The following is a 25,195-nucleotide window of genomic DNA, read 5'->3' on the forward strand; positions in this document are numbered from 1 at the left end:
TCATGTATCCTACAGTAAAAATATTGTGAGAGGCTTAGTAATGAACTTAATATTCCGCGAAGCAACATTAGAAGATGCACAGTTACTACTAGACTGGAGAAATGATGAAACAACAAGAGTATCGAGCCACAATATGGGTCTACTCACTTTATCTAGCCATGTTAAATGGTTAAAAGATAGCCTTAACAATAAACACAGGAAAATATTAATTGTTGAGCTTTGTGGTGTTGCAGTCGGTACTGTCCGGAAAGATGAGCTTGACAACGGTTTGGTCGAATTATCATGGACAGTATCTCCTGAACACCGCGGTTTGGGCTTAGCAAAAGCAATCGTTTGTAAAGTCTGTCATGAGACTAAGGACAAACTTTATGCAGAGATTAAAGTATCTAATGTTGCCTCTTTGAAATCCGCGAAGGCCGCCGGATTCAGGATTTCTGATGAAATTGACGGCGTTTATCATCTCATTCGTTAAAAATTTTAATATCAATAAAATATCACCAGTTGACTAAAAACATCGATATTATCGTTTTTATTTTTTGATTTTACCCGTACAGTTCAAAAACGGCCAGCAGATGCTGGCCGTTATCGTAAAGCATAAAACAGACTTATTTTTTCTTGGCGTACTTCAGGGAGTCCAGCGCTACCGCGAAGATGATAATGCTACCCTTGATGATGTACTGCCAGTAAGGGTTCACGCCGATATAGGTCAGGCCGTAGTTGATGACGGTAAAGATGATCACCCCGGTCACCACGCCCAGCACCGTACCAACCCCACCGGCGAACGACACCCCGCCGACCACACAGGCCGCGATAGCATCCAGTTCATACATAAAGCCGAGGTTGTTGGTGGCGCTACCGATACGCCCCGCTTCCAGCAAGCCACCAAAGGCATAGAACACCCCAGACAGCGCATAAATCATGATCAGGTTCAGCGGGACGTTGACGCCAGAGACTTTCGCCGCTTCAGGGTTACCACCGATGGCGAAGATATTCTTGCCAAAGCGAGTTTTATTCCAAAGCACCCAGACAAAGGCGATCGCAATAATGGCGTAGAAGGTGATATATGACAGCTTGAAGTCACCGAATCGCAAGAACCCTTGGGCAAAGGTGGAGAATTTCGGATCGAAACCGGCCACCGGTGAAGCGCCCACGTAATCGTAATACAGGGAGTTAATCCCATAAACGATGATCATGGTGCCCAACGTGGTGATAAACGGCGTCACGTTGAGGTAGGCGATAATCAAGCCGTTGACCAGGCCAATCACCGCACCCACGGCGCAAACCAGCAAGATCACCAGCGGGATCGACCAGGTTTCCATATGCGGGAACACTTTGTTGACGTTATCCATCGATTGCAGCAGGGTCGCGGCAATTACCGCTGCCAACCCTACCTGACGCCCGGCGGAAAGGTCTGTCCCCTGCGTGACGATCAGCCCGGCCACGCCCAGCGCAATGATAATACGCACCGAGGACTGGGTCAGGATATTACTCAGGTTCATCAGGCTTAAAAAGGTCGGGTCCTGGATAATAATAATCGCCAGTAACACCAACAGGACCAGATAAATGCCACCTTCTTTAAAATAGGTGAACAAGGTTTTTTTATTCAGTGCGCTCATAATTACGATCCTTAAAGATGCAAGGAGGCTAGCCGCAATATTTCATTTTGCGAGGTCTGTTTGGTATTCACAATGCCCGCAACCTGACCATTACTCATCACCAATATTCTGTCGGTAATTCCCAAAAGCTCCGGCATTTCGGAAGAGATTATAATGATCCCCTTGCCCTTCTTCGCCAACTCGGTCATTAACTGGTAAATTTCAAACTTGGCCCCCACGTCGATACCGCGCGTTGGCTCATCCATCATCAGGATTTCCGGCTGTGTCAGCAGCCAGCGGCCAATGATCACCTTTTGCTGATTACCACCGGAAAGCGAACCGATATTGGTATGGTGGCCCGGCGTTTTCACCCGCATGGCATCGATCACCCATTGGGTGTCGCTTTTCATCCGGCTGTTATCCAGCAGGCCCATTTTGTTTTTGTATTGACGGATATTGGAGATCAACGAGTTAAAACCAATATCCAGATAGGCATAAATACCGGTGGAGCGACGTTCTTCCGTCACCAGGGCAAAACCGTGGTTGATGGCTTCGTTCGCACTGTTATTGTTGATATTTTTACCGTGCAGCTTGATGGTGCCAGCCACCTTCTCGCGGATGCCAAACAGGGTTTCCACAATGTCGGTACGCTTGGCGCCCACCAGCCCGGCAATGCCCAGGATCTCCCCCTGATGCAGATCGAAAGAGATATCGCGGATCGAAGGCTGGCGCAACGAGGTCAGGCCTTTCACCTCTAAAATCACCTCACCCGGCGTATTCTGACGATCGGGGAAACGCTGGCTCAGCGAACGCCCAACCATCATCGAGATAATCTTGTCCATATCCAGCCCTTCCAGCGGCTGGGTAGCGATCCATTGGCCGTCGCGCAGAACGGTGATTTCATCGCATAGCTGGAAGATCTCTTCCATCTTGTGCGAGATATACACGATGCCGCAGCCACGCTCTTTCAGCTTACGGATAATGGTGAACAGATGATTCACCTCCTTCTCGGTCAGAGAAGAGGTTGGCTCATCCATAATCACAATTTTAGCGTTGTAGGAGAACGCCTTGGCAATTTCGATCATCTGCATCTGGGATACCGACAGCGTGCCGACTTTGGCGCGGGGATCGATATCGATATCCAGCTCGTCGAAAATTTCCTTGGTGTCTTTGTACATCTTGTCCTGATCGACAAACAGCCCTTTGGTCGGGTAGCGCCCCAGCCACATGTTGTCCATCACGGTACGTTGCAACACCAGGTTCAGTTCCTGGTGCACCATCGAAACCCCCTGCTCCAACGCCTCTTTGGAACTTTTGAAATCGACTTCCTGACCCTGAAACAGAATACTGCCGGAGTCTTTTTTATAAATGCCAAACAGACATTTTAATAAGGTGGATTTTCCGGCGCCGTTCTCCCCCATTAGTGCATGAATGGAGTTTGGACGTACGCGTAAATTCACTTTGTCTAATGCCTTTACGCCAGGAAACGACTTACTGATATCCGTCATTTCCAGTAGCCACTCACGAGAGTTTTCGGCCATAAATAGTCCTGGCTAATTCTGGAACCAGCACTCTCCCAAGCTGGCTTGCAGCAGTGGAGAATTAACGGGTTCTTCTAATAAGTTCCCCCACTGAGAAAACAGTGGGGGCATTTCTCTCTATCTCGGTTTATTTCACGAACTGAGACAGGTTATCTTTATCTACACCCACGTAAGGAATACGCACGATTTTATCGACGATCTTCCATTGGGTGCCGTCGGCAGCAGGTTTGCCCGCGGCCAGGTTCTTCGCCAGATCGAAGGTCGCCTTCGCCTGATTGTCGGCATCGTTCAGCACGGTACCGGCCATCGCTCCGGATTTCACCATTGCCAGTGCTTCTGGCAGGGCATCGACACCAAAGACCGGAATGCTGCTCTTGTTATGAGCTTTCAGGGCTTCAACCGCCCCCATTGCCATCGCATCGTTGTTGGCGATTACCACTTCGATCTTGTTGGCATTAGGGCCAGATAACCAGGCGTCCATCTTGTCTTTAGCCTGAGCGGTATCCCACATCGCGGTGTCCATCTGCAGTTGCTGAGTCTTATCGCCTTTTTCATTCAGCGTTTTGATCACGTAGGTGGTACGCGCTTCTGCATCCGGGTGGCCCGGCTCACCTTTCAACAGCACATATTGGATCTGGCCGTCTTTGTTCAGATCCCAGGCTGGGTTGGCTTTCCAGTGTTTGGCAATCAGTTCGCCCTGGATCACGCCAGACTCTTTAGAGTCGGTACCAACGTAATAAGCTTTGTCGTAGCTATCCAACGCCTTGCGGGAAGGTTCTTTGTTGTAGAATACCACCGGGATATCGTTGGCACGTGCCTTGTCAATCACCACCGGTGCGGCGGCTGGGTCCACCAGGTTGATTGCCAGCGCTTTTACGCCTTTGGCAATCAGTACGTCGATCTGGTCATTCTGCTTGGACTGGTCATTCTGTGAGTCATTCATCAGCAGCGTGACATCCGGAGAAGCTTTGGCATCTTTCTCGATCGCCTTGCGCACCACCGACATAAAGTTGTCGTCATATTTGTAAATCGTGACGCCAATGCGGGTATCAGCATGCGCAGCTGCGCCAAACATCATGCTTGCGGCCAGCGCGGCCAGGGTGAAAACCTTCTTATTCATTGTCTGTCTCCGGTTTGTAGAGGGTCGTACTCGGTATTAAGCCTTTAGCCACAATGCACACAGTTGGGCGTGGCAGTTTCAAAAGAATTCCTGTCATCCGTGTTGCTTGTTATTCCTGTGATGCTGTGTCAGCGCCAGATTAAAAGCTTGGCTGGCAAGAGCCTTTGCGCTGGAAAACGACTAGAGCATAGACGGCACTATGTTAATAATCTGTGAATTTTCTCACAGATTGAAAACGGTTACACAATATTAAATGTTCAGAGAGTGACCGAAGCCTCACTTTGCCACGGCGCGACAGAATGGCGGCGTACCAGCGTCGGCATAAACAGGTGTGAAGCCTGAGGCTCAAGCTGCCCGGCAGCGCCCTTAAGCGCCAGCTCGGTAGCCAGGGTGGCCATTGAAACGATCGGATAACGGATGGTGGTTAGCTTGGGGCTGGTATAGCGGGCAATCGGGATATCATCAAACCCCACCAGCGAGAAATGCTGCGGTACCGTGATACCGTTTTCTTTCAGCACCGCCATGGCGCCAGCGGCCATGGCATCGTTATAGGCGAACACAGCGCTCAGGTGCAGGTTGCGGCCCAGCAGTTCAACCATTGCCGCTTCACCGCCTTGCAGGTCCGGTGAGCCGTAAGCCCGCCAGCTATCCGGTGGGGAAAAACCGGCTGCGGCCATAGCTTGGCTATAGCCTTGCTGGCGCAGCGGGCCGTCTTCGATAGGGTGATCGGAGCCCAGATAACCGATCCGCTGATGCCCCTGTGAGAGCAGCAAGCGCATGGCAACTTCAGCGCCAAACACATTGTTCAGGCCAACGCAGCGGTGCTCATAGCCCGTTACAATTCTGTTAATTAACACCATGCCCGGGATCTGATCCATAAAGGCGATCAGTTCTGCGTCATCTAACGCTTTTGCATGAACAATCAAGGCATTGCAGCGTTGACGGATCAGCACCTCGATGGCATGACGCTCTTTGTCCGCCTGATGGTAACTGTTGCCGATCAGCAGATATTTATGGTTTTGCTGCGCCACCGTGTCTACCGCTTTCACTAACGCGCCGAAGAACGGATCGGAGACATCCATCACCACCACGCCCAGCGTTTCACTGCTCTGGGTAGCCAATGCCTGCGCGTTGGCGTTTGGCCGATAACCCAGTTCCGCCACCGCCTTCAGCACCTGTTCGCGGGTCTCTTTGCTGGTCAGGGCACTGTTGTTCAGCACTCGCGAGACGGTAGCGACGGACACACCCGCACGCTTCGCCACATCGCGAATGGTGGTTGAATGCACAGAATTCATGAAACGTCCCGAGGTCGACAGAGTAGACAGTGGCGTTATCCTACCCCGTTTGTCATCCTCCTCAGCGTGAATTCCGTCACAGGAAAGAAAACGTTTACATACAATTTTTTAACCTACCTGCGCCAGATCTCATTTTGTCGGCTGACGGAGACTTTCGCCCGCGGCAAGGGAAGTCAGCTTGCGCCATAGCCATTCCATCGGGCCCTGTGCGAAGTAACGCAGCCACAGCGTGGAAAACAACAGGTTAGCCAGCCACACCAGGGGGACGACCGCCAATAGCTGCAAACGGTCGAGTTGTTGATAGAGGCCAAAACGAAAGAACAGCGTGCTGCAAATCAGGGTTTGTAGCAGGTAATTGCTTAGCGCCATCCGCCCGACCTGGGTTAGCCAGTGGCTGATACGCAGGCGGGAAAGCGTTGGCCAGAAACCGTAGACCAGAGCCAGATAGCCAATGGCCTGCAGCGGCGAGCCCAACTCACGCGGCACCTGCAGCAGAAAGCCACTCCAGCGATACTCCCAATTCAGCTGCCACTGCAGCAGCACACCGGGTAACTGGATCAGCAATGAAAGCGGTATCAGCCAGGCGGCCTGGCGGCGGTAGTAAGCAGGTGAATAGCTGTTACGCAGCCAACCGCTACGCATCATGCCTGCACCAAACAGCATCAGCCCGGCCAGTTGCCAGCCATACTGCGCACCGATGGCTATCAGGCTGGAAGAGAGCAGATCCAGGCGGCTGCGCCAGGCTTCCGGCCCACCTTGCAGCTTCCAGAACGTCTCATACTGCAATTCGGCCACGCTCGGCTGCCAGAAACTGCCCGGTTCACCGTGAGAGATAAACCCTAGCAGCAGCAACACCGCCACGCCGATCAGATACAGCACCGCACCGGTTTTCAACAGAGTGAAGGTATTCTGCGCGTCACGGATCATCCTCCAGCACACCAGGCCGATCAGCCCGTAGGCCAGCAGGATGTCTCCATCCCATAAGAAAATGGCGTGCCCAAGGCCAATCAGAACCAACCAGGATAACCGGGCGCGGATCCAGACTTTGCCCCGCCGTAGCAACAGTTGCAGACCGGCACCAAACAGCAGAGCAAACATGGCCAGGAACTTGACCTGAGCGAACAGATCCAACAGTGCCCAGGTCCAGACATCGCGTGTGGAGGGCATCCCCAGATAGGCGGGGTTGAGGTAGGCGGCTTTCGGCAGGCCAAATGCGCTGATATTCAGCAGTAGAATGCCAAGGATGGCGATACCGCGTACGCAGTCCAGCGTAGCAATGCGTGGTAGCCGGGGAGTTTCGTTAGCGTTCATGTTATTCCGCTGTATTTCAATCAGTAACAAGCCCCCTCACCCTAACCCTCTCCCACAAGAAGAGGGGACCGATCGAGTGTGCTTGAAATTAGAGTGATTCACTTTCGATGAGGAGGTTGATTGAGTTTGTATTCAAGTCTAGTAAAAGTAGAAACCCCATTAAGCAGCAGCCTCGTATTCATTTGCTGATATGACCCTTTTGCTTCCAAAAGAGCAGGGACTTATCAGCTCCCTCTCCCTATGGGAGAGGGTTGGGGTGAGGGGCAGCTATCAACCGTGATGGTGACGCACCGCACGCAGGAACTCCTGGCGCGTATTCTGGCTGGACTTGAACAGCCCGCCCAGCGACGTAGTGGTGGTAGCACTGGTAGCGTCACGAATACCGCGAGCTTTGACGCAGTAATGCACCGCATCGATCGAGACCGCCACATTGTTGGTGCCTAGCAGCGTTTGCAACGCCACCAGGATCTGCTGAGTCAGCCGCTCCTGTACCTGTGGGCGGCGGGCAAAGAACTGCACGATGCGGTTGATTTTCGACAGGCCAATCACCGAGTCTTTAGGAATATACGCCACGGTGGCTTTACCATCGATGGTGACGAAGTGATGTTCGCAGGTGCTGGTCAAGGTAATATCACGCACCGTCACCATTTCGTCCACTTTCATCTTGTTTTCGATGACGGTGATCTTCGGGAAGTTGGCGTAATCCAGGCCGGAGAAGATCTCATCGACATACATTTTCGCAATACGGTGCGGCGTTTCTGCCAGGCTGTCGTCGGACAGATCAAGGTTCAACAGCTGCATGATTTCAGTCATGTGCTCTTTGATACGGCGCTTGCGCGTCTCGCGATCCAACACTTCCCCACATAGCGGAGTTTCCAGGCCGCGCGCTTCAAGCGCCGCGTGCACCAGTGCAGCTTCATTACTTAACGATGTCATGGCGATTTCTCTCCAGCAGGCGGCCCCGGCAATATCCCCGTAGTCTTTCAAATTGCAGCTGCTGGTTACTCGCCCCTATCAATCCAGGGGAGGAGCTGGCTGCGGCTTGAAAGACGACGGATAGATAACGTGAACCCGATCAATATTTTCCCCCACTCTAGATGAGAGTGAGACGTTTATCCAGTGATTGTGTTTCATCCTGGTATGAAAAATCCGCATCCAGCCCGTAGCAGGCTGGCTGCGGCTATCCCACATTTTTTGTATGTATTTTACTCAAGATAACGTTGGTTTGCTGACCGCGGCCCGCGCCGGGGTATTGATCACCAGCACACCGGCGATCAGCAGCCCCAGCACCGCCACATACAGCGCGGGTTCCAGGCGATGCGTCAGCGCCGTTGACACCGCCGAGAGCATCGGGCCAACCAACTGGCCGATGGCATACCCCGTGGTCAACAGCCCGGCCATATAACGTGCGTGATTCGGAGCCAATTCCCTACCGTGCTGGATAGATAGTTGGACCACGCTGAGGAACCCACCACCGGTTAGCATGGCCCCTAATGCCAGACCGGTAACACCTGGCACCACCTCGGCACAAAGCACGCCCAGTGCCTGTACCCACAGCGTGATTGCCAAACGGGTCTGCGTGGTGAGCCGATGACGGGTTGCTATACCGATGATAATTCCCAACACCGCCGCACCACCAAAAATCGGCCAGACAAACTGGGCAAACAGGCTGGCAGGGAAACGGGCCGCCGCCATCTGTGACAGGAAGGTCGCAGGCAGGATATAGCCAAAGCCCGCCAGGCTGTAGCTCCACACCAGGCGCTTTAATGCCGGGGTGAGTACCAGAGGCTCAGGCTTCACATCGGGACGATGCAGCTCCCCTGCCCTTGGCAAATTAATGCTGATCGCGGCAATTAACACCAACGCCAATGCGCCATACACCAGCCAGGCCTGTGAAGCGCTCAACCCCCAGCTGTTGATCGCCACCGCCAGCATGCCGCTGATGAATATCCCGGCCCCAGGTCCGGCAAAGACCGCAGCACTCAGCGCGGGACGGCCATAATGCGCCAACCGCTCGTTAGTCCAGGCCGCCACCAGCACCATCGACCAACCGCTGGCCCAGCCAATCGCAAAGCGCACTGCACCGTGCAGCCACTCCCCCGATACCAAGGCAGACAGCAGCGTCAGCGCTACCGCTCCCCATACGCCAAGCCACAGGCGGCGCTCCACATGGCGGCTGGCACGCATCGCATCATAGGCACCGCACAGGTAGCCCAGGTAGTTGACCGCCGCTACCAGCCCGGCCCCGGTCAGGGTGAACTGGTGCTCAGCAATCATCAGCGGCACCTGCGGGGTAAAGGCAAACCGGCCAATCCCCATCGCCACGATCAAAGCAATAAAACCACTCAAGGCTATTTTTAGCGCCATCGCTGTATCCAACCTGTTAAAAGAAAGTTGCGGCTAGCATGCCGCAGTATTACACTCACAAAAACTGAATAATACTCATCAAGTTCATCACGAAAAGAGAAGGTTATGGATCTCACCCAACTGCGCATGTTCTGCTGCGTGGCCGAAACCGGCTCCGTCGCCCGTGCCGCCGAGCAACTGCACCGCGTGCCGTCAAACTTGACCACGCGTCTGCGTCAGCTCGAGCAGGAACTGGGCACCGATCTATTTATCCGTGAGAAACAGCGCCTGCGCCTCTCGCCGATGGGCCATAATTTTCTCTGCTACGCCCACCGCATTCTGGCGCTGAGTGAAGAAGCCATGAGCATCACCCATGCCGGGGAACCGGCCGGTAACTTTGCGCTTGGCTCGATGGAAAGCACCGCCGCCACCCGGCTACCTACCTTGCTGGCAGCTTATCATCAGCGATTCCCGCAGGTTTCCCTTTCACTGGCTACCGGCACCTCAGGAGAAATCATCGAGCGTGTACGCGCGGGAACCTTGGCTGCCGCCTTGGTAGATGGCCCGTTGCAGCATGATGAACTGAACGGTTGCGTCGCTTTCCCCGAGCGGATGGTGGTGATCACCTGCCTGGATCATCCGCCCATTCACAGCGCCCAGGATGTCAAAGGGGAAACCCTGTTTGCCTTCCGCGCCAGCTGCTCTTATCGCCTGCGCCTGGAGTCTTGGTTCAAGCGTGACGGTTCATTGCCAGGCACCATCATGGAGATCCAGTCTTATCACTCCATGCTGGCCTGCGTGGCCAGCGGTGCCGGGTTGGCGATGATCCCGTATTCGGTGCTCAACCTGCTGCCCGGCTACAAGCGGGTCAAAGTTCATTCACTCCCTGCCGACATTGCCGAAACGGCCACCTGGCTGTTATGGCGGCGTGATGCGTTTGGGCCAAACGTCCGCGCGTTAAAACAACTGATTATAGAACAGGCTGAAAGTACGGAGATGGATGCAGAATCCATCCTCCTGACAGAGTAGCCAAAATCTGCACCACTAGAATTTAATGAGGCGAAAATCATGGAATTTATCAAAACCCGTGCTGCCGTAGCTTGGGGCCCGAACCAGCCGCTGAAGATTGAAGAAGTCGATCTGATGCCGCCACAGAAAGGTGAAGTGCTGGTGCGCATCGTCGCTACCGGCGTTTGCCATACCGATGCCTATACCCTGTCAGGCAAAGATCCAGAAGGCGTATTCCCGGCAATCCTGGGCCACGAGGGTGGTGGCATAGTCGAAGCGATCGGTGAAGGCGTGACCAGCGTGGCCGTCGGCGACCACGTGATCCCGCTGTACACCCCAGAATGCGGCGAGTGCAAATTCTGTAAATCCGGCAAAACCAACCTGTGTCAGGCCATCCGCGCCACCCAGGGCAAGGGCCTGATGCCAGACGGTACCACCCGCTTCTTTAAAGACGGCAAGCCGATTTTCCACTACATGGGCACCTCCACCTTTGCTGAACGCACCGTAGTACCAGAAATCTCACTGGCAAAAATCAGCAAAGAAGCGCCGTTGGAAGAAGTTTGTCTGCTTGGCTGTGGCGTCACCACCGGCATGGGTGCGGTGATCAACACCGCCAAGGTCAAGGCTGGCGATACCGTGGCGATTTTCGGCCTGGGCGGCATCGGGCTATCGGCGATTATCGGGGCTCAGATGGCCGGTGCCAGCCGCATCATCGGTATCGATCTCAACACCAGCAAGTTTGAGCTGGCTCGCAAGCTGGGCGCGACCGATCTGATCAATCCAAAAGATTACGATAAACCTATCCAGGACGTGATCGTCGAGCTGACCGACGGCGGCGTCGACTTCTCCTTTGAATGTATCGGCAACGTCAACGTGATGCGTTCTGCACTGGAGTGCTGCCACAAGGGTTGGGGTGAATCGGTCATTATCGGCGTTGCCGGTGCCGGTGAAGAGATCGCGACCCGTCCGTTCCAACTGGTGACTGGCCGCGTCTGGCGCGGTTCCGCCTTTGGTGGCGTGAAAGGCCGCAGCCAACTGCCGGGGATCGTGCAGCGTTATCTGGACGGCGAGTTCGCGCTGAACGACTTTATCACTCATACCATGGGGCTGGAGCAGATCAACGAAGCGTTCGATCTGATGCATGAAGGCAAATCGATCCGTTCCGTGATCCATTTCGATAAATAAGCCAGGAGGCAGAGGATGACGAGGTCATTAGAACTTCTCGAAGAGCACCGCATGTTCGGTGGTTGGCAACAACGTTACCGTCACGCGGCGCAGAGCCTGAATTGCAACATGACGTTCAGTATCTATCTGCCACCACCGCGCGACGATAACCCGCCGCCGGTGCTGTATTGGCTGTCGGGGCTGACCTGTAATGATGAAAACTTCACGTTGAAGGCCGGTGCCCAGCGCATTGCCGCAGAATTAGGGTTGGTGCTGGTGATGGCGGATACCAGCCCGCGCGGCGATGAGGTGCCGAATGACGAAGGTTACGATCTGGGCCAGGGGGCGGGGTTCTACCTCAATGCCACTCAGGCACCTTGGGATCAACACTTTCGCATGTATGACTACATCAGCGATGAGCTGCCAGCGCTGATCAAGCAGCATTTCAGCGTCAGCGATCGGCAATCCATTGCGGGCCACTCGATGGGCGGCCATGGTGCGTTAATGATGGCAATGCGTAACCCGCAGCGTTTTCGTTCGGCGTCGGCCTTTGCACCGATCGTCAACCCTTGCCAGGTGCCTTGGGGCCGTAAAGCCTTTGCGGCCTATCTGGGGGATGATGAAACGCAGTGGCTGCACTATGACAGTTGCCATTTGCTGGCCAGCGGGGCGGAGCAGTTGCCGATGTTGATTGACCAAGGAGATGGGGATCAGTTTCTGGCGGATCAGCTGCAACCGGCCAAGCTGGCGGAGTTGGCACGCCAGCGTGACTGGCCGTTAACCCTGCGCATTCAACCGGGTTACGACCACAGCTACTTCACCATCGCTACCTTTATTGAGGATCATCTGCGTTTTCATGCCGAGCATCTGTTCCGCTGAGTGATTTGCCCCTCACCCTAGCCCTCTCCCACAGGGAGAGGGGACCGATCGGACTCGCTGTTTTTTCTGTGTAATACCCTGACTTTCGTTTTACTTACCACACACTTACCGAAGCAGCACGATCCCACCAAAGGCTCCGGGCAGCTCCCTCTTCCTGTGGGAGAGGGTTGGGGTGAGGGGTCATCCCTTCAGTTTCGGATCCAACGCATCACGTAACCCATCGCCTAGCAGGTTAAACGCCAATACGGTGAAGAAGATTGCCAGGCTGGGGAAGATCGCCACATGCGGGGCAATCACCATATCCGCCCGCGCTTCATTGAGCATTGCCCCCCATTCGGGCGTTGGTGGCTGCGCCCCCAATCCCAAGAACGACAGGCTGGCAGCGGTAATGATTGAAGTACCAATACGCATGGTGAAATAGACCACGATCGACGAGATGGTGCCCGGCAAAATATGCCTCAGAATGATGGTCCAGTCCGAAGCGCCGATGCTGCGCGCCGATTCAATGTAGGTCAGATGCTTCAGCACCAGAGTATTGCCACGCACCAGGCGCGCAAACGCCGGAATGCTGAAGATGGCCACGGCGACAATCACGTTCGCCATGCCGCTGCCCATGATCGCCACCACGCCAATCGCCAGCAGAATACCAGGGAAGGCAAACAGCACGTCGCTGATGCGCATTACGATGCGATCCCACCAGCCTTCGTAATAGCCCGCCAAGAGCCCGAGCACCGTGCCAATCACGCTGCCAACCAACACCGAGAACACCCCGGCAGCCAAAGAGATCCGCGCGCCCATCAGAATACGGCTGAAAATATCCCGGCCCAACGAATCCACCCCGAGCCAGTGCACCAGCGAAGGCCCTTCATTGAGCCGATCGTAATCAAAGAAGTTTTCCGCATCATAAGGCACCAGATGCGGTGCCAGCAGCGCTGCGGCCACCAGCAGCAACACAAACACGCCGGCCACCATTGCGACCTGCTGGCGACGAAAGCGCCGCCAGAACTCATGCCAAGGCGTACGCACCGCGTTGGGATTAATCACCGGCATTGCCTTGAGCGCGGCGTTACGCCGCCAATACTTCATCATACGGCCTGCCTATTGGTAACGAATCGAAGGGTTGATGGCCGCATACAGCATATCCACCAACAGATTAATCAGAATAAATTCCAGCGAGAACAGCAGCACTTCGGCCTGGATCACCGGGTAATCGCGCATTTCTACCGAATCCACCAGCAAGCGCCCCAACCCCGGCCAGTTAAACACTTTCTCGACCACGATTGAGCCACCCAACAGGAAACCAAACTGTAGGCCCATCATGGTGATCACCGGGATCATGGCGTTGCGTAGCCCGTGTTTGACGATCACCAGAGACTCCGGCACGCCCTTGGCGCGAGCGGTGCGCATGTAATCTTCCTGCATCACCTCAACGAACGAGGCGCGGGTGAAGCGGGCCATCACCGCCGCTACCGCAGCACCCAGCGTGATTGAAGGCAGGATGTAATGCTGCCAGGTATCCGCTCCCACCGTCGGCAGCCAGCCGAGATTGACTGAGAACACCTGCATCAACAGCATCCCCAACGCAAAGGCCGGGAAAGAGATACCCGACACGGCCAGCGTCATCCCCACCCGGTCCGGCCAGCGGTTGCGCCACACGGCGGAAATCATGCCGATCGCCATGCCAAAAATCACCGCCCACACCATGCTGGCGATGGTCAGCCAGAAGGTTGGCATAAAGCGCGAGGCGATCTCTGCACTGACCGGGCGTTTGGACACCATCGACGTGCCGAAATCACCCTGCAAAATATTGACAAAGAAATGCACAAACTGCTGTGGCAACGGCTTGTCCAGCCCCAGATCCTGACGCACCAACTGGACGACGGCTTCGTCTGCCTCCGGCCCCGCGGCCAACCGCGCCGGATCGCCCGGCAGCATATGGACAAACAAGAACACCAGCACGGCCACGATCAGCAGCGTCGGGATCAGGCCCAGCAGGCGTTTTAGAAAATAATTAAGCATTCCCCTCACCCTAACCCTCTCCCACAGGGAGAGGGGACTGAATGTGCTACTGATTAAGTTCCGTTGCTAACCTCACCACCGGAACAGTGCCATAAATTAACGCCTGTAACTGCTCACAACACCCATCCGCTCTCTCCCACAGGCAGAGGGGACAGAATGTGCTACTGATTAAGTTCCGTTGCTAACCTCACCACCGGAACAGTGCCATAAATTAACGCCTGTAACTGTTCACAACACCCATCAGCCCTCTCCCACAGGCAGAGGGGACTGAATGTGCTACTGATTAAGTTCCGTTGCTAACCTCACCACCGGAACAGTGCCATAAATTAACGCCTGTAACTGTTCACAACACCCAACTTCTCCCTCTCCCTGTGGGAGAGGGTTGGGGTGAGGGTCTATTTCAAATCCGCGTTATCAAAGTTAAACGAGGTGTCCGGCATCACGTAGAAACCGCTCAGCTGTTTGTTGTTGGCAGACAGCAGGCGCTCCGTCACCAGGAAAATCCAAGGCGCATCGGCCCAAATGCGATCTTGTGCATCTTGGTACAAAGCCTGCTTCTGGGCACGATCGGTGGTGGCCAACGCATCAGCCAGATCCTTGTCGACCTGCGGATTGCTGTAAAACGCAGTGTTGAACTGCTTAGGCGGTGCGGATTGGGTGGCAAATAACGGCGTCAACGCCCAGTCGGCTTCGCCGGTCGAGGCAGACCAGCCGGTATAGAACATACGCACGCCAGTGTCCTTCACGCCCACGCTCTCCACCTGCGCCGCACGTTGGCCAGCATCCATCGCGGTAACGGTCACTTTGACCCCAACCTGCGCCAGCTGCTGCTGAGCAAACTGCAACACTTTCTGCGCGGTGCTGTGGTTATGGGAAGACCACAGTGTGGTAGTAAACCCGTTCGGATAGCCCGCTTCTTTCAGCAGTTCACGCGCCTTGGCTGGATCGTATGGCCAAGCGTTGTAGCGGGTAGCAAAATCAATGGCCGGAGGCACCGGGCCTTCTGCCGGAACGGCAAACCCAGAGAACGCCACCTTAATCAGCGCGTCCTTGTTGATCGCATAGTTCAGTGCCTGGCGCACCTTCGGGTTATCGAACGGTTTCTGCGTCACGTTCATGCTGATGTAGCGTTGCAGGATCGACGGCGCGGCCACCAGATCCAGCTTGCTGTTCTTCTCCAGCACCTTGGCTTGCTCATAAGGGATTGGGAACGCAAAGGTCGCTTCACCGGTTTGCAGCATCGCCGCACGGGTGTTGTTATCCACTACCGGCCGCCAGGTGATGCTGTCCAGCTTCGGTAAGCCCGCTTTCCAGTAACCGTCGAATTTCTTCACTTTCACATAGTCGGTCTGGTTCCAGGTTTCAAACTGGTAAGGGCCGGTCCCCACCGGATGGAAACCGATCTCCTTGCCATACTGCTTAAGGGCCGCCGGGGAAATCATCGCCGCAGCCGGGTGCGCCAGGTTATTGATAAACGCCGAGAATGGCGCTTTCAGCACGATCTTGACCGTGGTGGGATCGACCACTTCGGTTTTATCGATCATCTTGAACAGGTTGTAGCGTTTCAGGCGATTATCCGGGTTACTGGCGCGATCCAGGTTAACCTTGACCGCTTCGGCATCGAACGCGCTGCCGTCGTGGAATTTTACCCCCGGCTGGAGCTTGATGGTGTAGGTCAAGCCGTCTTTGCTGACGTCGTAGCTGTCTGCCAATACGTTCACCAGCTTCATATCCTTATCAAAGCCAAACAGCCCCTGATAGAAGGATTTGGCGACCGCCTGCGACAAGGTGTCGTTGGCATCGTACGGGTCGAGCGTGGTGAAATTGGACGCTACGGCAATCACCGCATCCTTGGCAGCCCAAGCCGGGCCAGCAGCGGCGGCCAGCAGTACGGCGGCCAAAACATTACGCTTGAATGTGTGCTTAGTCATAGTGCTTAACTCTCCTGAGGCAAGGCTAAAAGGCACCGGCAATAGGGTGGCGGGCCACAAAGTGCCCTGGCCCTACCTGCACTAAAGGTGCGGTAACGGGTTCATCATCCAGCCCACGGATCGGGCTGGGTATTTCATCCACCAGCAACGGCTGGCGTTTATGCGCATGGGTGGGATCGGCCACCGGCACGGCGGCCATCAGCTTACGGGTATAGGCGTGCTGCGGGTTTTCAAACACCGCCCGGCGTGGGCCGATCTCCACAATCTGGCCCAGATACATCACCGCGACGCGATGGCAGACTCGTTCCACTACCGCCATATCGTGGGAAATAAACAGAAATGCGATGCCCAATTCACGCTGTAAATCGAGCAGCAGATTGACAATTTGCGCCTGAATCGACACGTCCAACGCGGAGACCGCCTCATCGGCAATCACCACTTTCGGGTTGAGTGCCAACGCGCGGGCAATGCAAATACGTTGGCGTTGACCACCGGAGAACTCATGCGGATAACGCCGCGCATGTTCCGGCTTCAGCCCCACCCGCTCCAATAACCAGGCCACCCGTTTTTCGGCCTCCGCCCCGCGAGCGACGTTGTGTACCAGCAACGGCTCCATGATGGAGAAACCAACAGTGAGCCGTGGGTCCAGGGAAGCGTAAGGGTCTTGAAAGATAAACTGAATATCACGGCGTAAATGCTGTAAGGCAGAGCCTTTCAAGCGGTTGATCTGCTGACCGTTGAAGGTAATGGTGCCGCGTTGGCTATCGACCAGCTTCAACAGTGAACGGCCAGTGGTGGATTTGCCACAGCCAGATTCGCCGACCAACCCCAGCGTTTCGCCGGGATAGAGGTCAAAGCTGATATTTTCCACCGCATGCACACGGCGCGTGACGCGGTTGAGAATGCCGCTGCGCAGATCGAAGCGCGTGACCAGATTTTCTACCTGCAAGATCGGCGTAGCTCCTGCGGGTATGGTGTCTTGCGGCTGGTCATTATCGTCTACGCCAGCTAACGGAAATTTTGCCGGGAAGTCTTTATCTGCCATCGCGCCCAGCTGCGGTACGGCGGCCAACAAAGCTTGAGTGTAAGGCTGCTGCGGAGCGGCAAACAACGAGCACACCTCCCCTTGTTCCACCTTTTCGCCTTGGTGCATCACCAGTACCCGATCGGCAATCTCCGCCACCACGCCCATATCGTGCGTAATGAAGATCACCCCCATGTGCATTTCCTGCTGCAACACGCGGATCAGCTGCAGGATTTGCGCCTGAATGGTGACGTCCAGCGCGGTGGTGGGTTCATCGGCAATCAGCAGCGCCGGTTTGCACGACAGCGCCATGGCAATCATCACCCGCTGGCGCATCCCGCCAGACAGTTGATGCGGATAGCGGCCAAGAACGTTTTTGGCCTCGGGAATGCGCACCAGATCGAGCATGCGCAGCGCTTCGCGGTTGGCGCTGCGGTGATCCATTCCCTGATGCAGACGCAAAGATTCAGCGATCTGCTCCCCCACTGGAAACACCGGGTTGAGCGAAGTCATCGGTTCTTGAAAAATCATCGCCATATCGGCGCCGCGTAAGGTTCGCAGGGTGCTCTGTTTCGCCTTGGCCAGATCGAGCACCTGGCCGTTTCGGCGGCGAAAATGCATCGCGCCGCTGGTCAACTCACCGCCACCCTGCTCGACCAGACGCATCAAAGCCAGCGAGGTGACCGACTTGCCGGAGCCTGACTCTCCAACGATCGCCAGAGTTTCGCCACGGTCGACGTCGAAGTCCAGATGGCGCACCGCCTCAACGACGTCGCCTTCTTGGCGAAATTGCACGCACAGATCGCTCACCGCCAGTACGCGCTCGGGCGGTAAAATCAGCCCACGTTCTGCCTGCGGCTGGATGGCCGTATCGGTCATTTGCCCTCCCGGCAAGGGTTCAGCGGTAGATACCAACGGAAGGGGCATCGCCGACATAGCCGAAACCGCGATACATTCCCTCACTGTTAAACGGTAGCGCGACGTTGCCAAAACGATCGATGGCAATCAGCCCGCCGCTGCCGCCCAGCGCCAACAGCTTTTCCATCACCACTTTATCGCAGGCCTGTTGCAGGGTTAGACCGGCATATTCAATCAGTGCAGACACGTCGTAGGCCGCGACGGTGCGCATAAAGATTTCGCCGGTACCGGTGCTTGAGACCGCCACAGTGGCGTTGTTGGCATAGCAACCCGCGCCAATAATCGGCGTATCGCCAATGCGCCCTGCCGCCTTGTTGGTCATGCCGCCGGTTGAGGTGGCCGCTGCCAGGTTGCCCAGAGCATCCAGAGCTACCGCACCCACGGTGCCAAATTTGCGATCGGGATCCAGTGGGTCACCGCTGAGCGCCGCCGCACCGTCGTGATCGAGCAACACCCGGCCCTGCTCTGCCTGAGCACGGTGCAATTGGTCAAAACGCTCCTGGGTAAAGAAGAAATCGGGCTCGACCATTTCCAGGCCGTGATTGGCGGCAAATCTTTCTGCCCCTTCCCCACCAAACAGCACATGAGTGCTGTTTTCCAGCACTGCACGCGCGGCCAGCACCGGGTTGCGTATCCGGTTGACCCCGGCGACCGCCCCGGCATCACAGGTACGGCCATCCATCACGCAGGCATCCAGCTCATGTGTGCCCTGGTGGGTAAATACCGCGCCTTTGCCTGCGTTGAACAACGGGCACTCTTCCAGCAGCCTGACTGCCTCCGTGACCGCGTCCAGTGCGCTGCCGCCTGCAGCCAAAATAGCCTGCCCGGCAGCCACGATGTCGGAAAGCGCCTGGATATAATCTTGTTCTTTCTCTGCACTCAATGCCGCACGGGTAATTGCGCCCGCACCACCATGAATGGCAATCACTGGTTTGCTCATTGACCTGACACCTGTGTCTATCCGCGGTAATTCAAGCAGGTACCGCATGAAAATGGAGAGAAAATTATTATTTAGTCTTTTTCGACTATATTTAGCCCGGCAATCGATGTAAAGCACAAACTCGTCGCCAAGCATTAAGCGTAGCCTGCTTAGACTATTTTGTGCATTGAAAGAGCCAAATGTTATAAAAACAGTGGGTTACCTAGCTTTTCATTTACCACTGACGGATTTAACCGGCCTATTGTCGGCGTCAGGAAATAGCCCGATTTGGCTCAGGTTTAATAAGCGGTGGCCATGCCCTTCTCCGCTATTCCCCGCTTACACGCCAATGAAAAATATTTAGAAACCCGATCCCGGTTGTTGCAGAAATTCCTGCTCCTCAAGCGTAGATTCCCGGCCTAATATCTCGTTACGATGGGGATAACGTCCAAAACGATCGATTATGGCTTTATGACGTATTTCAAACTCCAACTGGTCACCATTATTTAATTGGCGAAACAGCTCCAACGCCTGCTGGTGGATCAACGCGGATTCGGAATGCATAAAAGGTAAATAAAGGAAGCCGCGCTGCTCGACCGTCAGGTTTTCACATAGCCCAGTGGCGATCGCTTCCTGAGCCAGCACCAGCGCCATTCCGTCACAAGCAAAGGAGCGTGGCGTGTTACGGAACAGATTACGGCTGAACTGATCGAGCACGATGATTTCCGCCAGTCTTCCTTTGATGGTTGCACGCCAATGTGCCAGTTCTCCTTGGGACGCCGCCTGCCACAGTTGGCCAAAGCGGGTGCGCAGTACACGATCAAACTCATCGTCCTTTTTAAACCACATGACTGGGTCGATCTCTTCGAACCAAAAATCCAGTACGTGCTGGTGCATAACTGTCTCCTGTTATTGATTTCAATACGTTAACCTGGTTTCTCCACCACGGCGTTATCTGCCATAATAGCCCTACTTTGCCGAAAAATTCGCGCACGCCGATTACGGAGTTTTGTTTATGGATCACTGTCATACTTCTGACCTCATTTCTCTTGAGCAGGCACTGGAGAAAATGCTCTCCCAGATCGCACCACTGCAACAGAGCGAATCTATCGCCTTGACCAGCGCAGCCGGGCGCATTACCGCCGCCCCGGTGGTCTCCCCTATCGATGTCCCGCCCTTCGCCAACTCGGCAATGGACGGCTACGCAGTACGTCTAAGTGACCTGAACGGCAACTCTCCTTTACCGGTAGCGGGTAAAGCCTTTGCCGGTGCTCCGTTTACGGATACTTGGCCTGCTAACACCTGCGTACGCATCATGACCGGAGCACCCATTCCAGCCGGTGCGGATGCGGTGATCATGCAAGAGCAGGCTGAAGTGACCGAGGCTGGAGTGCGTTTCAACGCCCCGGTAAACGCCGGGCAAAATATCCGTTTGGCGGGGGAAGATATCCTGCGCGGGGCGAGCGTGCTACCCGCTGGGATCACCCTGGGGGCAGCACAGCTGCCATTACTGGCCTCATTGGGCGTGGCCGATGTCCAGGTGATGCGTAAATTGAAGGTGGCGGTATTCTCTACCGGTGACGAATTGCAGCCGGTCGGCCAGCCACTGCAAGCCGGGCAGATCTACGACACCAACCGCTTTGCCGTACGCCTGATGCTGGAACAGCTCGGCTGCACGGTGATCGATCTGGGGATTATTCGTGATAATCAGGAAGCATTACGCGCGGCCTTTATCCAGGCGGATAGCGAAGCCGACGTGGTGATCAGCAGCGGCGGCGTTTCCGTCGGTGAAGCCGATTACACCAAGCAGATGCTGGATGAACTGGGCAAAGTCAGCTTCTGGAAGCTGGCCATCAAGCCGGGCAAACCTTTTGCTTTCGGCAAGCTCCAGCACGCCTGGTTCTGTGGCCTACCTGGCAACCCGGTCTCTGCTGCTTTGACTTTCTATCAACTGGTGCAACCGCTGCTGGCCAAGCTGGCCGGTCATACCGAATGGCAACTGCCACCCCGCCTGAAAGCTCGCGCTCTGACGCCACTGAAAAAGTCGCCGGGTCGCCTCGATTTCCAGCGCGGTATTTTCACCAGCAATGCCCAAGGCGAGCTGGAAGTGAGCACCACCGGCCATCAGGGTTCCCACGTGTTCAGCTCATTCAGCCAGGGTAACTGCTTTATCGTGCTGGAGCGCGAACGTGGCTCGGTGGCCGCTGGTGAGACAGTAGAGATCGAACCTTTCAATGCGTTGCTGAGGAACTGAACATGCTGCCGGAATTAACCGATGCACAAGCGCTGCGCTACAACCGCCAGATCGTACTGCGGGGTTTCGACTTCGACGGTCAGGAAAAGCTGCAGGCGGCGCACGTGCTGATCGTTGGGCTTGGCGGGCTGGGCTGTGCGGCTGCGCCTTATTTGGCTGCCGCTGGCGTCGGCCATCTGACGCTGGTTGATTTCGACACGGTTTCCCTCTCCAATCTACAGCGCCAGATCCTGCACCGGGATGATCGCATTGGTATGGCGAAGGTCGAATCTGCCCGCATTGAGCTGAGTGCCATCAATCCTCATATCCGTATTGATACCCTAGACACACAGCTGGATGACGAGCAAATGGCGGCGCAGATTGCCGCTTGCGACGTGGTACTGGACTGTACCGATAACGTGGCGACCCGCGATATGCTCAACCGCCTGTGCCATGCACAGCGTAAACCTCTGGTATCAGGGGCCGCTATCCGCATGGAGGGCCAGCTCAGCGTCTTTACCTATCAGCCAGAACAGCCCTGTTATCGCTGCCTGAGCAGGCTGTTTGGGGAAAATGCGCTGACCTGTGTTGAGGCTGGCGTGATGGCCCCTTTAGTCGGCACTATCGGTACGTTACAGGCGATGGAAGCCATCAAGCTGTTGGCAAACTATGGCCAGCCTTTGGTGGGGAAGTTGTTGATGTTTGATGCGATGAGCATGCAGTTTCGCGAGATGAAGCTGCCGAAGGATCCGCGGTGTGAGGTGTGTGGTAAAGATGCTGCCCCTCACCCTAGCCCTCTCCCACAGGGAGAGGGGACAGATCGAGTTCGTTAATTCTTCTGCGTAATAACTATCTTTCTCTACTCATCACGTTCCGAAGCAGTACGGGCTAACCAAGCACTCTGGACTGCTCCCTCTCCTTATGGGAGACGGAACGGATTGAGTTCGTTAATTCTTCTGCGTAATACCTATCTTTCTCTACTCATCATGTTCAGAAGCAGTACGGGCTAACCAATCGCTCTGGACTGCTCCCTCTCCCTATGGGAGACGGAACGGATTGAGTTCGTTAATTCTTCTGCGTAATACCTATCTTTCTCTACTCATCACGTTCCGAAGCAGTGCGGGCTAACCAAGCACTCTGGACTGCTCCCTCTCCCTGTGGGAGAGGGTTGGGGTGAGGGCCGACTCGAAGGGATCAGTTGATACCCTGGCTACGCAGGTAGTCCTCGTAGTTGCCGGTAAAGTCGATCACCTTGTTCGGGGTCATTTCCAGAACGCGTGTGGCCAACGAGCTAACGAACTCACGGTCGTGAGAAACGAAGATCAAAGTCCCTTCATACATTTCCAACGCCATGTTCAGTGACTCGATGGATTCCATATCCATGTGGTTGGTCGGTTCATCCATGATCAGGATGTTCGGGCGCTGCATCATGATCTTGCCGAACAGCATACGGCCCTTCTCACCACCGGACAGCACTTTTACACGCTTCTTGATATCGTCCTGGCTGAACAACAGACGGCCAAGAATGCTGCGTACCGCCTGCTCATCATCCTTTTCCTGCTTCCACTGGCTCATCCAGTCGAACACGCTCAGGGTTTCATCGAACTCGTATTCGTGATCCTGTGCGTAGTAACCGATCTTGGCGTTTTCGGACCATTTCACGGTGCCGTTATCCGGTTGAAGGTCACCCACCAGCGTTTTCAGCAGGGTAGATTTACCGATACCGTTGGCACCCAGGATCGCCACTTTCTCGCCCACTTCAACCATCAGGTTGAGTTTGCTGAACAGCGGGCCGTTGTCGAAGCCTTTGGCCAGCGCTTCCACTTCCAGCGCGTTACGGAACAGTTTCTTGTCCTGTTCAAAACGAATGAACGGGTTCTGACGGCTAGAGGCTTTCACCTCTTCCAACTGGATCTTGTCGATCTGGCGGGCACGGGAGGTAGCCTGCTTGGATTTGGATGCGTTGGCACTGAAGCGGCTAACGAAGGACTGCAATTCGTTAATCTGCGCCTTCTTCTTGGCGTTGTCAGACATCAGGCGCTCACGAGCCTGGGTAGCCGCCGTCATGTATTCGTCGTAGTTACCTGGGTAGACACGCAGTTCGCCGTAGTCCAGATCCGCCATGTGAGTACAAACCATGTTCAGGAAGTGACGGTCGTGCGAAATGATGATCATAGTGCTGTTACGTTCGTTCAGCACCTGCTCCAGCCAGCGAATGGTATCGATGTCCAGGTTGTTCGTTGGTTCGTCGAGCAGCAGGATTTCCGGATCGGAGAACAGGGCCTGAGCCAACAGGACACGCAGTTTGAAGCCGGGAGCGATCTCGCTCATCGGGCCATAATGCTGTTCTACCGGGATCCCCACGCCGAGCAGCAACTCACCGGCACGTGCTTCTGCGGTGTAGCCGTCCATCTCGCCATAGGCCACTTCCAGATCGGCCACTTTATAGCCGTCTTCTTCGCTCATCTCCGCCATGGCGTAGATGCGGTCGCGCTCTTCCTTCACCGCCCACAGTTCGGTGTGGCCCATGATCACGGTGTCCAGCACGCTGAACTGTTCAAAAGCGAACTGATCCTGGCGCAGTTTACCCAGGCGCTCATTCGGATCCAGGAACACGTTACCGCCGCTCGGCGCCAGATCGCCACCGAGGATTTTCATGAACGTCGATTTACCGCAGCCGTTGGCTCCGATCAGACCATAGCGGTTACCGCCGCCAAATTTGACAGAGATGTTTTCAAACAACGGCTTACTGCCGAACTGCATAGTGATGTTGTTAGTGCTTAACACAGCGCTCGCTCTTAATTTGATTGGGAATGTGATTTGGCGCGCATTATGCCATAACGCAACACAGAGATCGTGGGAAGTTTTGGTGAAGATTTGCTCGGCGCTCGGGGTGTGGAGATATTCGCCAGCTAAATATCTCCATCAGAACGAATTAACGGATAACCAAACCCGTCACTTTTTTAGCCCATTTCCTTGACCTGATCTTGCAACATCGCAATCAACGCCCGTGAAGCTGCACTGCGGTAGCCCTCTTTGCGTTGCAACACCACCGCATGGCGTTCGGGCATGGGAACCGACAGCTTGATAGGCAGCAGCAGCGGATTACTCCGTGCAATGGCCTGCGGCAGAATGGTCGCGAGCTGGCCGTGGCGCACAATCTCGACAATGGCGCTAATCGCATTCGCCTCCATGGCAACCTGAGGATAAATCGCGTGCTGCTGGCAATATTCGTCCACGTAATGACGCGTGGCGAAATCACCGTTGAGTAGCACCAATGGCACCTGTTGCACCTCCGCTACATTCAAGGCAGCGCGGTGCTTGGTAAGCTGATGTCCCTTCCCCACCATCAGTTGCAGCCGCTCCGTGAACAGCCTGGTAGCGGCTATATCCGCAGAGTGAACCGGCTCGAAGGCAATCCCGAGATCCAATTGGTCATCGCACAATAACGCCTCCATCTTATCCTGCGTCATTTCACGGATATTCAGCGTAATACCTGGGTAGCGCCGGAAAAAGCCGTCGACCAACGGGCCAATCAGGTAGGAGGTAAAGGTCGGCGTCATAGCCAAGCGCAGGTTGCCGCGTTCCAACGTTGCGACATCCTGAATGGCCCGCTTGCCAGCATCCAGATCCTGTAACGCCAGACGGGCATAGCGCATCCATACCTGACCCGCATCGGTGAGTTGCACCCTCCGCCCGGAACGGTCAAACAGTTCTACCTGTAACGTCTCTTCCAACTGTTTGATCTGCTGTGACAAGGTGGGCTGAGAAACATGCAGCACCTCTGCCGCCCGGGTGAAGTTCCCCTGCTCGGCCACCGCCAGAAAGTAACGTATGTGCCGCAGTAACATAACGCCTCAACTATTAGTCATCCCTATCGTGGTGATTATAA

General features: G+C 55.2%; 21 protein-coding genes. 6 read left to right on the forward strand and 15 right to left on the reverse strand.

Going from position 1 to position 25,195, the window contains the following annotated elements; translation table 11 throughout:
• Positions 1-40 precede the first annotated feature (40 nt).
• The gene (locus tag ACKWMY_RS08830; RefSeq protein WP_284120978.1) at positions 41-472 is read left to right on the forward strand and encodes a GNAT family N-acetyltransferase; all 432 of its coding nucleotides are present in this window, start codon (positions 41-43) and stop codon (positions 470-472) included.
• A gap of 133 nt (positions 473-605) precedes the next feature.
• Here the strand turns inward: ACKWMY_RS08830 and mglC are convergent, their stop codons facing one another.
• The 7 genes from mglC to ACKWMY_RS08865 form a co-directional block, all read right to left on the reverse strand.
• Entirely contained in the window at positions 606-1,616 is a 1,011-nt protein-coding gene (mglC, locus tag ACKWMY_RS08835) for a galactose/methyl galactoside ABC transporter permease MglC (RefSeq protein ID WP_021805061.1), read from the reverse strand.
• An 11-nt stretch (positions 1,617-1,627) separates the two neighbouring features.
• Positions 1,628-3,136: a galactose/methyl galactoside ABC transporter ATP-binding protein MglA gene (mglA, locus tag ACKWMY_RS08840; RefSeq protein ID WP_409486195.1), complete on the reverse strand. Its 1,509-nt coding sequence runs from the start codon at positions 3,134-3,136 to the stop codon at positions 1,628-1,630.
• A gap of 127 nt (positions 3,137-3,263) precedes the next feature.
• Positions 3,264-4,256: a galactose/glucose ABC transporter substrate-binding protein MglB gene (gene mglB, locus ACKWMY_RS08845; protein WP_021180577.1), complete on the reverse strand. Its 993-nt coding sequence runs from the start codon at positions 4,254-4,256 to the stop codon at positions 3,264-3,266.
• A 257-nt stretch (positions 4,257-4,513) separates the two neighbouring features.
• Complete coding sequence (galS, locus tag ACKWMY_RS08850) at positions 4,514-5,551, reverse strand: HTH-type transcriptional regulator GalS (RefSeq protein WP_024528553.1); 1,038 nt, start codon at positions 5,549-5,551, stop codon at positions 4,514-4,516.
• A gap of 129 nt (positions 5,552-5,680) precedes the next feature.
• Positions 5,681-6,862: a DUF418 domain-containing protein YeiB gene (gene yeiB / locus ACKWMY_RS08855; protein WP_024528552.1), complete on the reverse strand. Its 1,182-nt coding sequence runs from the start codon at positions 6,860-6,862 to the stop codon at positions 5,681-5,683.
• A 270-nt stretch (positions 6,863-7,132) separates the two neighbouring features.
• Entirely contained in the window at positions 7,133-7,798 is a 666-nt protein-coding gene (gene folE, locus ACKWMY_RS08860) for a GTP cyclohydrolase I FolE (RefSeq protein WP_021180574.1), read from the reverse strand.
• A gap of 273 nt (positions 7,799-8,071) precedes the next feature.
• Entirely contained in the window at positions 8,072-9,229 is a 1,158-nt protein-coding gene (locus tag ACKWMY_RS08865) for a YbfB/YjiJ family MFS transporter (RefSeq protein WP_074028792.1), read from the reverse strand.
• A 105-nt stretch (positions 9,230-9,334) separates the two neighbouring features.
• Here ACKWMY_RS08865 and ptrR point away from each other — a divergent pair, with 105 nt between their 5' ends.
• The 3 genes from ptrR to fghA are packed head-to-tail and all read left to right on the forward strand — an operon-like array spanning position 9,335 to position 12,259.
• A complete protein-coding gene (gene ptrR / locus ACKWMY_RS08870; RefSeq protein ID WP_024529303.1) occupies positions 9,335-10,237 on the forward strand; it encodes a putrescine utilization regulator PtrR in 903 nt (300 codons plus the stop codon).
• A gap of 39 nt (positions 10,238-10,276) precedes the next feature.
• Complete coding sequence (locus ACKWMY_RS08875) at positions 10,277-11,401, forward strand: S-(hydroxymethyl)glutathione dehydrogenase/class III alcohol dehydrogenase (protein WP_024485753.1); 1,125 nt, start codon at positions 10,277-10,279, stop codon at positions 11,399-11,401.
• A 15-nt stretch (positions 11,402-11,416) separates the two neighbouring features.
• Positions 11,417-12,259: an S-formylglutathione hydrolase gene (gene fghA, locus ACKWMY_RS08880; protein WP_409486196.1), complete on the forward strand. Its 843-nt coding sequence runs from the start codon at positions 11,417-11,419 to the stop codon at positions 12,257-12,259.
• Between the two features lie 180 nt (positions 12,260-12,439).
• Here fghA and gsiD read toward each other — a convergent pair whose 3' ends face one another.
• The 6 genes from gsiD to ACKWMY_RS08910 all read right to left on the reverse strand — a co-directional run bounded on the left by gsiD (position 12,440) and on the right by ACKWMY_RS08910 (position 19,967).
• On the reverse strand, positions 12,440-13,345 hold the full coding sequence (gene gsiD, locus ACKWMY_RS08885) for a glutathione ABC transporter permease GsiD (protein ID WP_025119541.1): 906 nt from the start codon (positions 13,343-13,345) through the stop codon (positions 12,440-12,442).
• A 12-nt stretch (positions 13,346-13,357) separates the two neighbouring features.
• Positions 13,358-14,278, reverse strand: coding sequence for a glutathione ABC transporter permease GsiC (gsiC, locus tag ACKWMY_RS08890; RefSeq protein WP_024531414.1), 921 nt, complete (start codon positions 14,276-14,278; stop codon positions 13,358-13,360).
• Between the two features lie 395 nt (positions 14,279-14,673).
• Positions 14,674-16,209 (reverse strand): glutathione ABC transporter substrate-binding protein GsiB, encoded by a 1,536-nt coding sequence (gene gsiB, locus ACKWMY_RS08895; RefSeq protein ID WP_024531261.1) that lies wholly within the window; start codon positions 16,207-16,209, stop codon positions 14,674-14,676.
• Between the two features lie 25 nt (positions 16,210-16,234).
• On the reverse strand, positions 16,235-18,112 hold the full coding sequence (locus tag ACKWMY_RS08900; protein WP_024531260.1) for a dipeptide ABC transporter ATP-binding protein: 1,878 nt from the start codon (positions 18,110-18,112) through the stop codon (positions 16,235-16,237).
• Between the two features lie 19 nt (positions 18,113-18,131).
• The gene (locus ACKWMY_RS08905; protein ID WP_024531259.1) at positions 18,132-19,091 is read right to left on the reverse strand and encodes an isoaspartyl peptidase/L-asparaginase family protein; all 960 of its coding nucleotides are present in this window, start codon (positions 19,089-19,091) and stop codon (positions 18,132-18,134) included.
• Between the two features lie 339 nt (positions 19,092-19,430).
• A complete protein-coding gene (locus ACKWMY_RS08910) occupies positions 19,431-19,967 on the reverse strand; it encodes a DUF924 family protein (protein ID WP_024531258.1) in 537 nt (178 codons plus the stop codon).
• Between the two features lie 118 nt (positions 19,968-20,085).
• Between ACKWMY_RS08910 and moeA the strand changes: the two genes are divergently transcribed.
• Positions 20,086-21,324 carry a molybdopterin molybdotransferase MoeA gene (gene moeA / locus ACKWMY_RS08915; RefSeq protein ID WP_211136293.1) on the forward strand — a complete coding sequence of 413 codons (1,239 nt, stop codon included), beginning with the start codon at positions 20,086-20,088 and terminating at the stop codon, positions 21,322-21,324.
• Between the two features lie 2 nt (positions 21,325-21,326).
• Positions 21,327-22,136, forward strand: coding sequence for a molybdopterin-synthase adenylyltransferase MoeB (gene moeB / locus ACKWMY_RS08920; RefSeq protein ID WP_199063063.1), 810 nt, complete (start codon positions 21,327-21,329; stop codon positions 22,134-22,136).
• 361 nt (positions 22,137-22,497) lie between these two features.
• Here moeB and ACKWMY_RS08925 read toward each other — a convergent pair whose 3' ends face one another.
• Together ACKWMY_RS08925 and cynR are read right to left on the reverse strand one after the other, a co-directional pair.
• Positions 22,498-24,090, reverse strand: a complete 1,593-nt coding sequence (locus tag ACKWMY_RS08925; RefSeq protein ID WP_186581239.1) for an ABC-F family ATPase — start codon at positions 24,088-24,090, stop codon at positions 22,498-22,500.
• A 176-nt stretch (positions 24,091-24,266) separates the two neighbouring features.
• Entirely contained in the window at positions 24,267-25,154 is an 888-nt protein-coding gene (gene cynR, locus ACKWMY_RS08930; RefSeq protein ID WP_409486197.1) for a transcriptional regulator CynR, read from the reverse strand.
• Between the last annotated feature and the right edge of the window lie 41 nt (positions 25,155-25,195).

Source organism: Serratia sp. J2, assembly GCF_046269175.1.
GTDB lineage: Bacteria > Pseudomonadota > Gammaproteobacteria > Enterobacterales > Enterobacteriaceae > Chania > Chania fonticola_C.

Coding starts and splice junctions, on each gene's coding strand:
- gsiC (WP_024531414.1), bottom strand. CDS start 14,278: ATGCTTAATTATTTTCTAAAACGCCTGCTGGGCCTGATCCCGACGCTG.
- gsiB (WP_024531261.1), bottom strand. CDS start 16,209: ATGACTAAGCACACATTCAAGCGTAATGTTTTGGCCGCCGTACTGCTG.
- ACKWMY_RS08830 (WP_284120978.1), top strand. CDS start 41: ATGAACTTAATATTCCGCGAAGCAACATTAGAAGATGCACAGTTACTA.
- ptrR (WP_024529303.1), top strand. CDS start 9,335: ATGGATCTCACCCAACTGCGCATGTTCTGCTGCGTGGCCGAAACCGGC.
- ACKWMY_RS08905 (WP_024531259.1), bottom strand. CDS start 19,091: ATGAGCAAACCAGTGATTGCCATTCATGGTGGTGCGGGCGCAATTACC.
- mglB (WP_021180577.1), bottom strand. CDS start 4,256: ATGAATAAGAAGGTTTTCACCCTGGCCGCGCTGGCCGCAAGCATGATG.
- cynR (WP_409486197.1), bottom strand. CDS start 25,154: ATGTTACTGCGGCACATACGTTACTTTCTGGCGGTGGCCGAGCAGGGG.
- moeA (WP_211136293.1), top strand. CDS start 20,086: ATGGATCACTGTCATACTTCTGACCTCATTTCTCTTGAGCAGGCACTG.
- folE (WP_021180574.1), bottom strand. CDS start 7,798: ATGACATCGTTAAGTAATGAAGCTGCACTGGTGCACGCGGCGCTTGAA.
- ACKWMY_RS08910 (WP_024531258.1), bottom strand. CDS start 19,967: ATGCACCAGCACGTACTGGATTTTTGGTTCGAAGAGATCGACCCAGTC.
- mglA (WP_409486195.1), bottom strand. CDS start 3,136: ATGGCCGAAAACTCTCGTGAGTGGCTACTGGAAATGACGGATATCAGT.
- mglC (WP_021805061.1), bottom strand. CDS start 1,616: ATGAGCGCACTGAATAAAAAAACCTTGTTCACCTATTTTAAAGAAGGT.
- ACKWMY_RS08875 (WP_024485753.1), top strand. CDS start 10,277: ATGGAATTTATCAAAACCCGTGCTGCCGTAGCTTGGGGCCCGAACCAG.
- ACKWMY_RS08900 (WP_024531260.1), bottom strand. CDS start 18,112: ATGACCGATACGGCCATCCAGCCGCAGGCAGAACGTGGGCTGATTTTA.
- ACKWMY_RS08865 (WP_074028792.1), bottom strand. CDS start 9,229: ATGGCGCTAAAAATAGCCTTGAGTGGTTTTATTGCTTTGATCGTGGCG.
- yeiB (WP_024528552.1), bottom strand. CDS start 6,862: ATGAACGCTAACGAAACTCCCCGGCTACCACGCATTGCTACGCTGGAC.
- galS (WP_024528553.1), bottom strand. CDS start 5,551: ATGAATTCTGTGCATTCAACCACCATTCGCGATGTGGCGAAGCGTGCG.
- moeB (WP_199063063.1), top strand. CDS start 21,327: ATGCTGCCGGAATTAACCGATGCACAAGCGCTGCGCTACAACCGCCAG.
- gsiD (WP_025119541.1), bottom strand. CDS start 13,345: ATGAAGTATTGGCGGCGTAACGCCGCGCTCAAGGCAATGCCGGTGATT.
- fghA (WP_409486196.1), top strand. CDS start 11,417: ATGACGAGGTCATTAGAACTTCTCGAAGAGCACCGCATGTTCGGTGGT.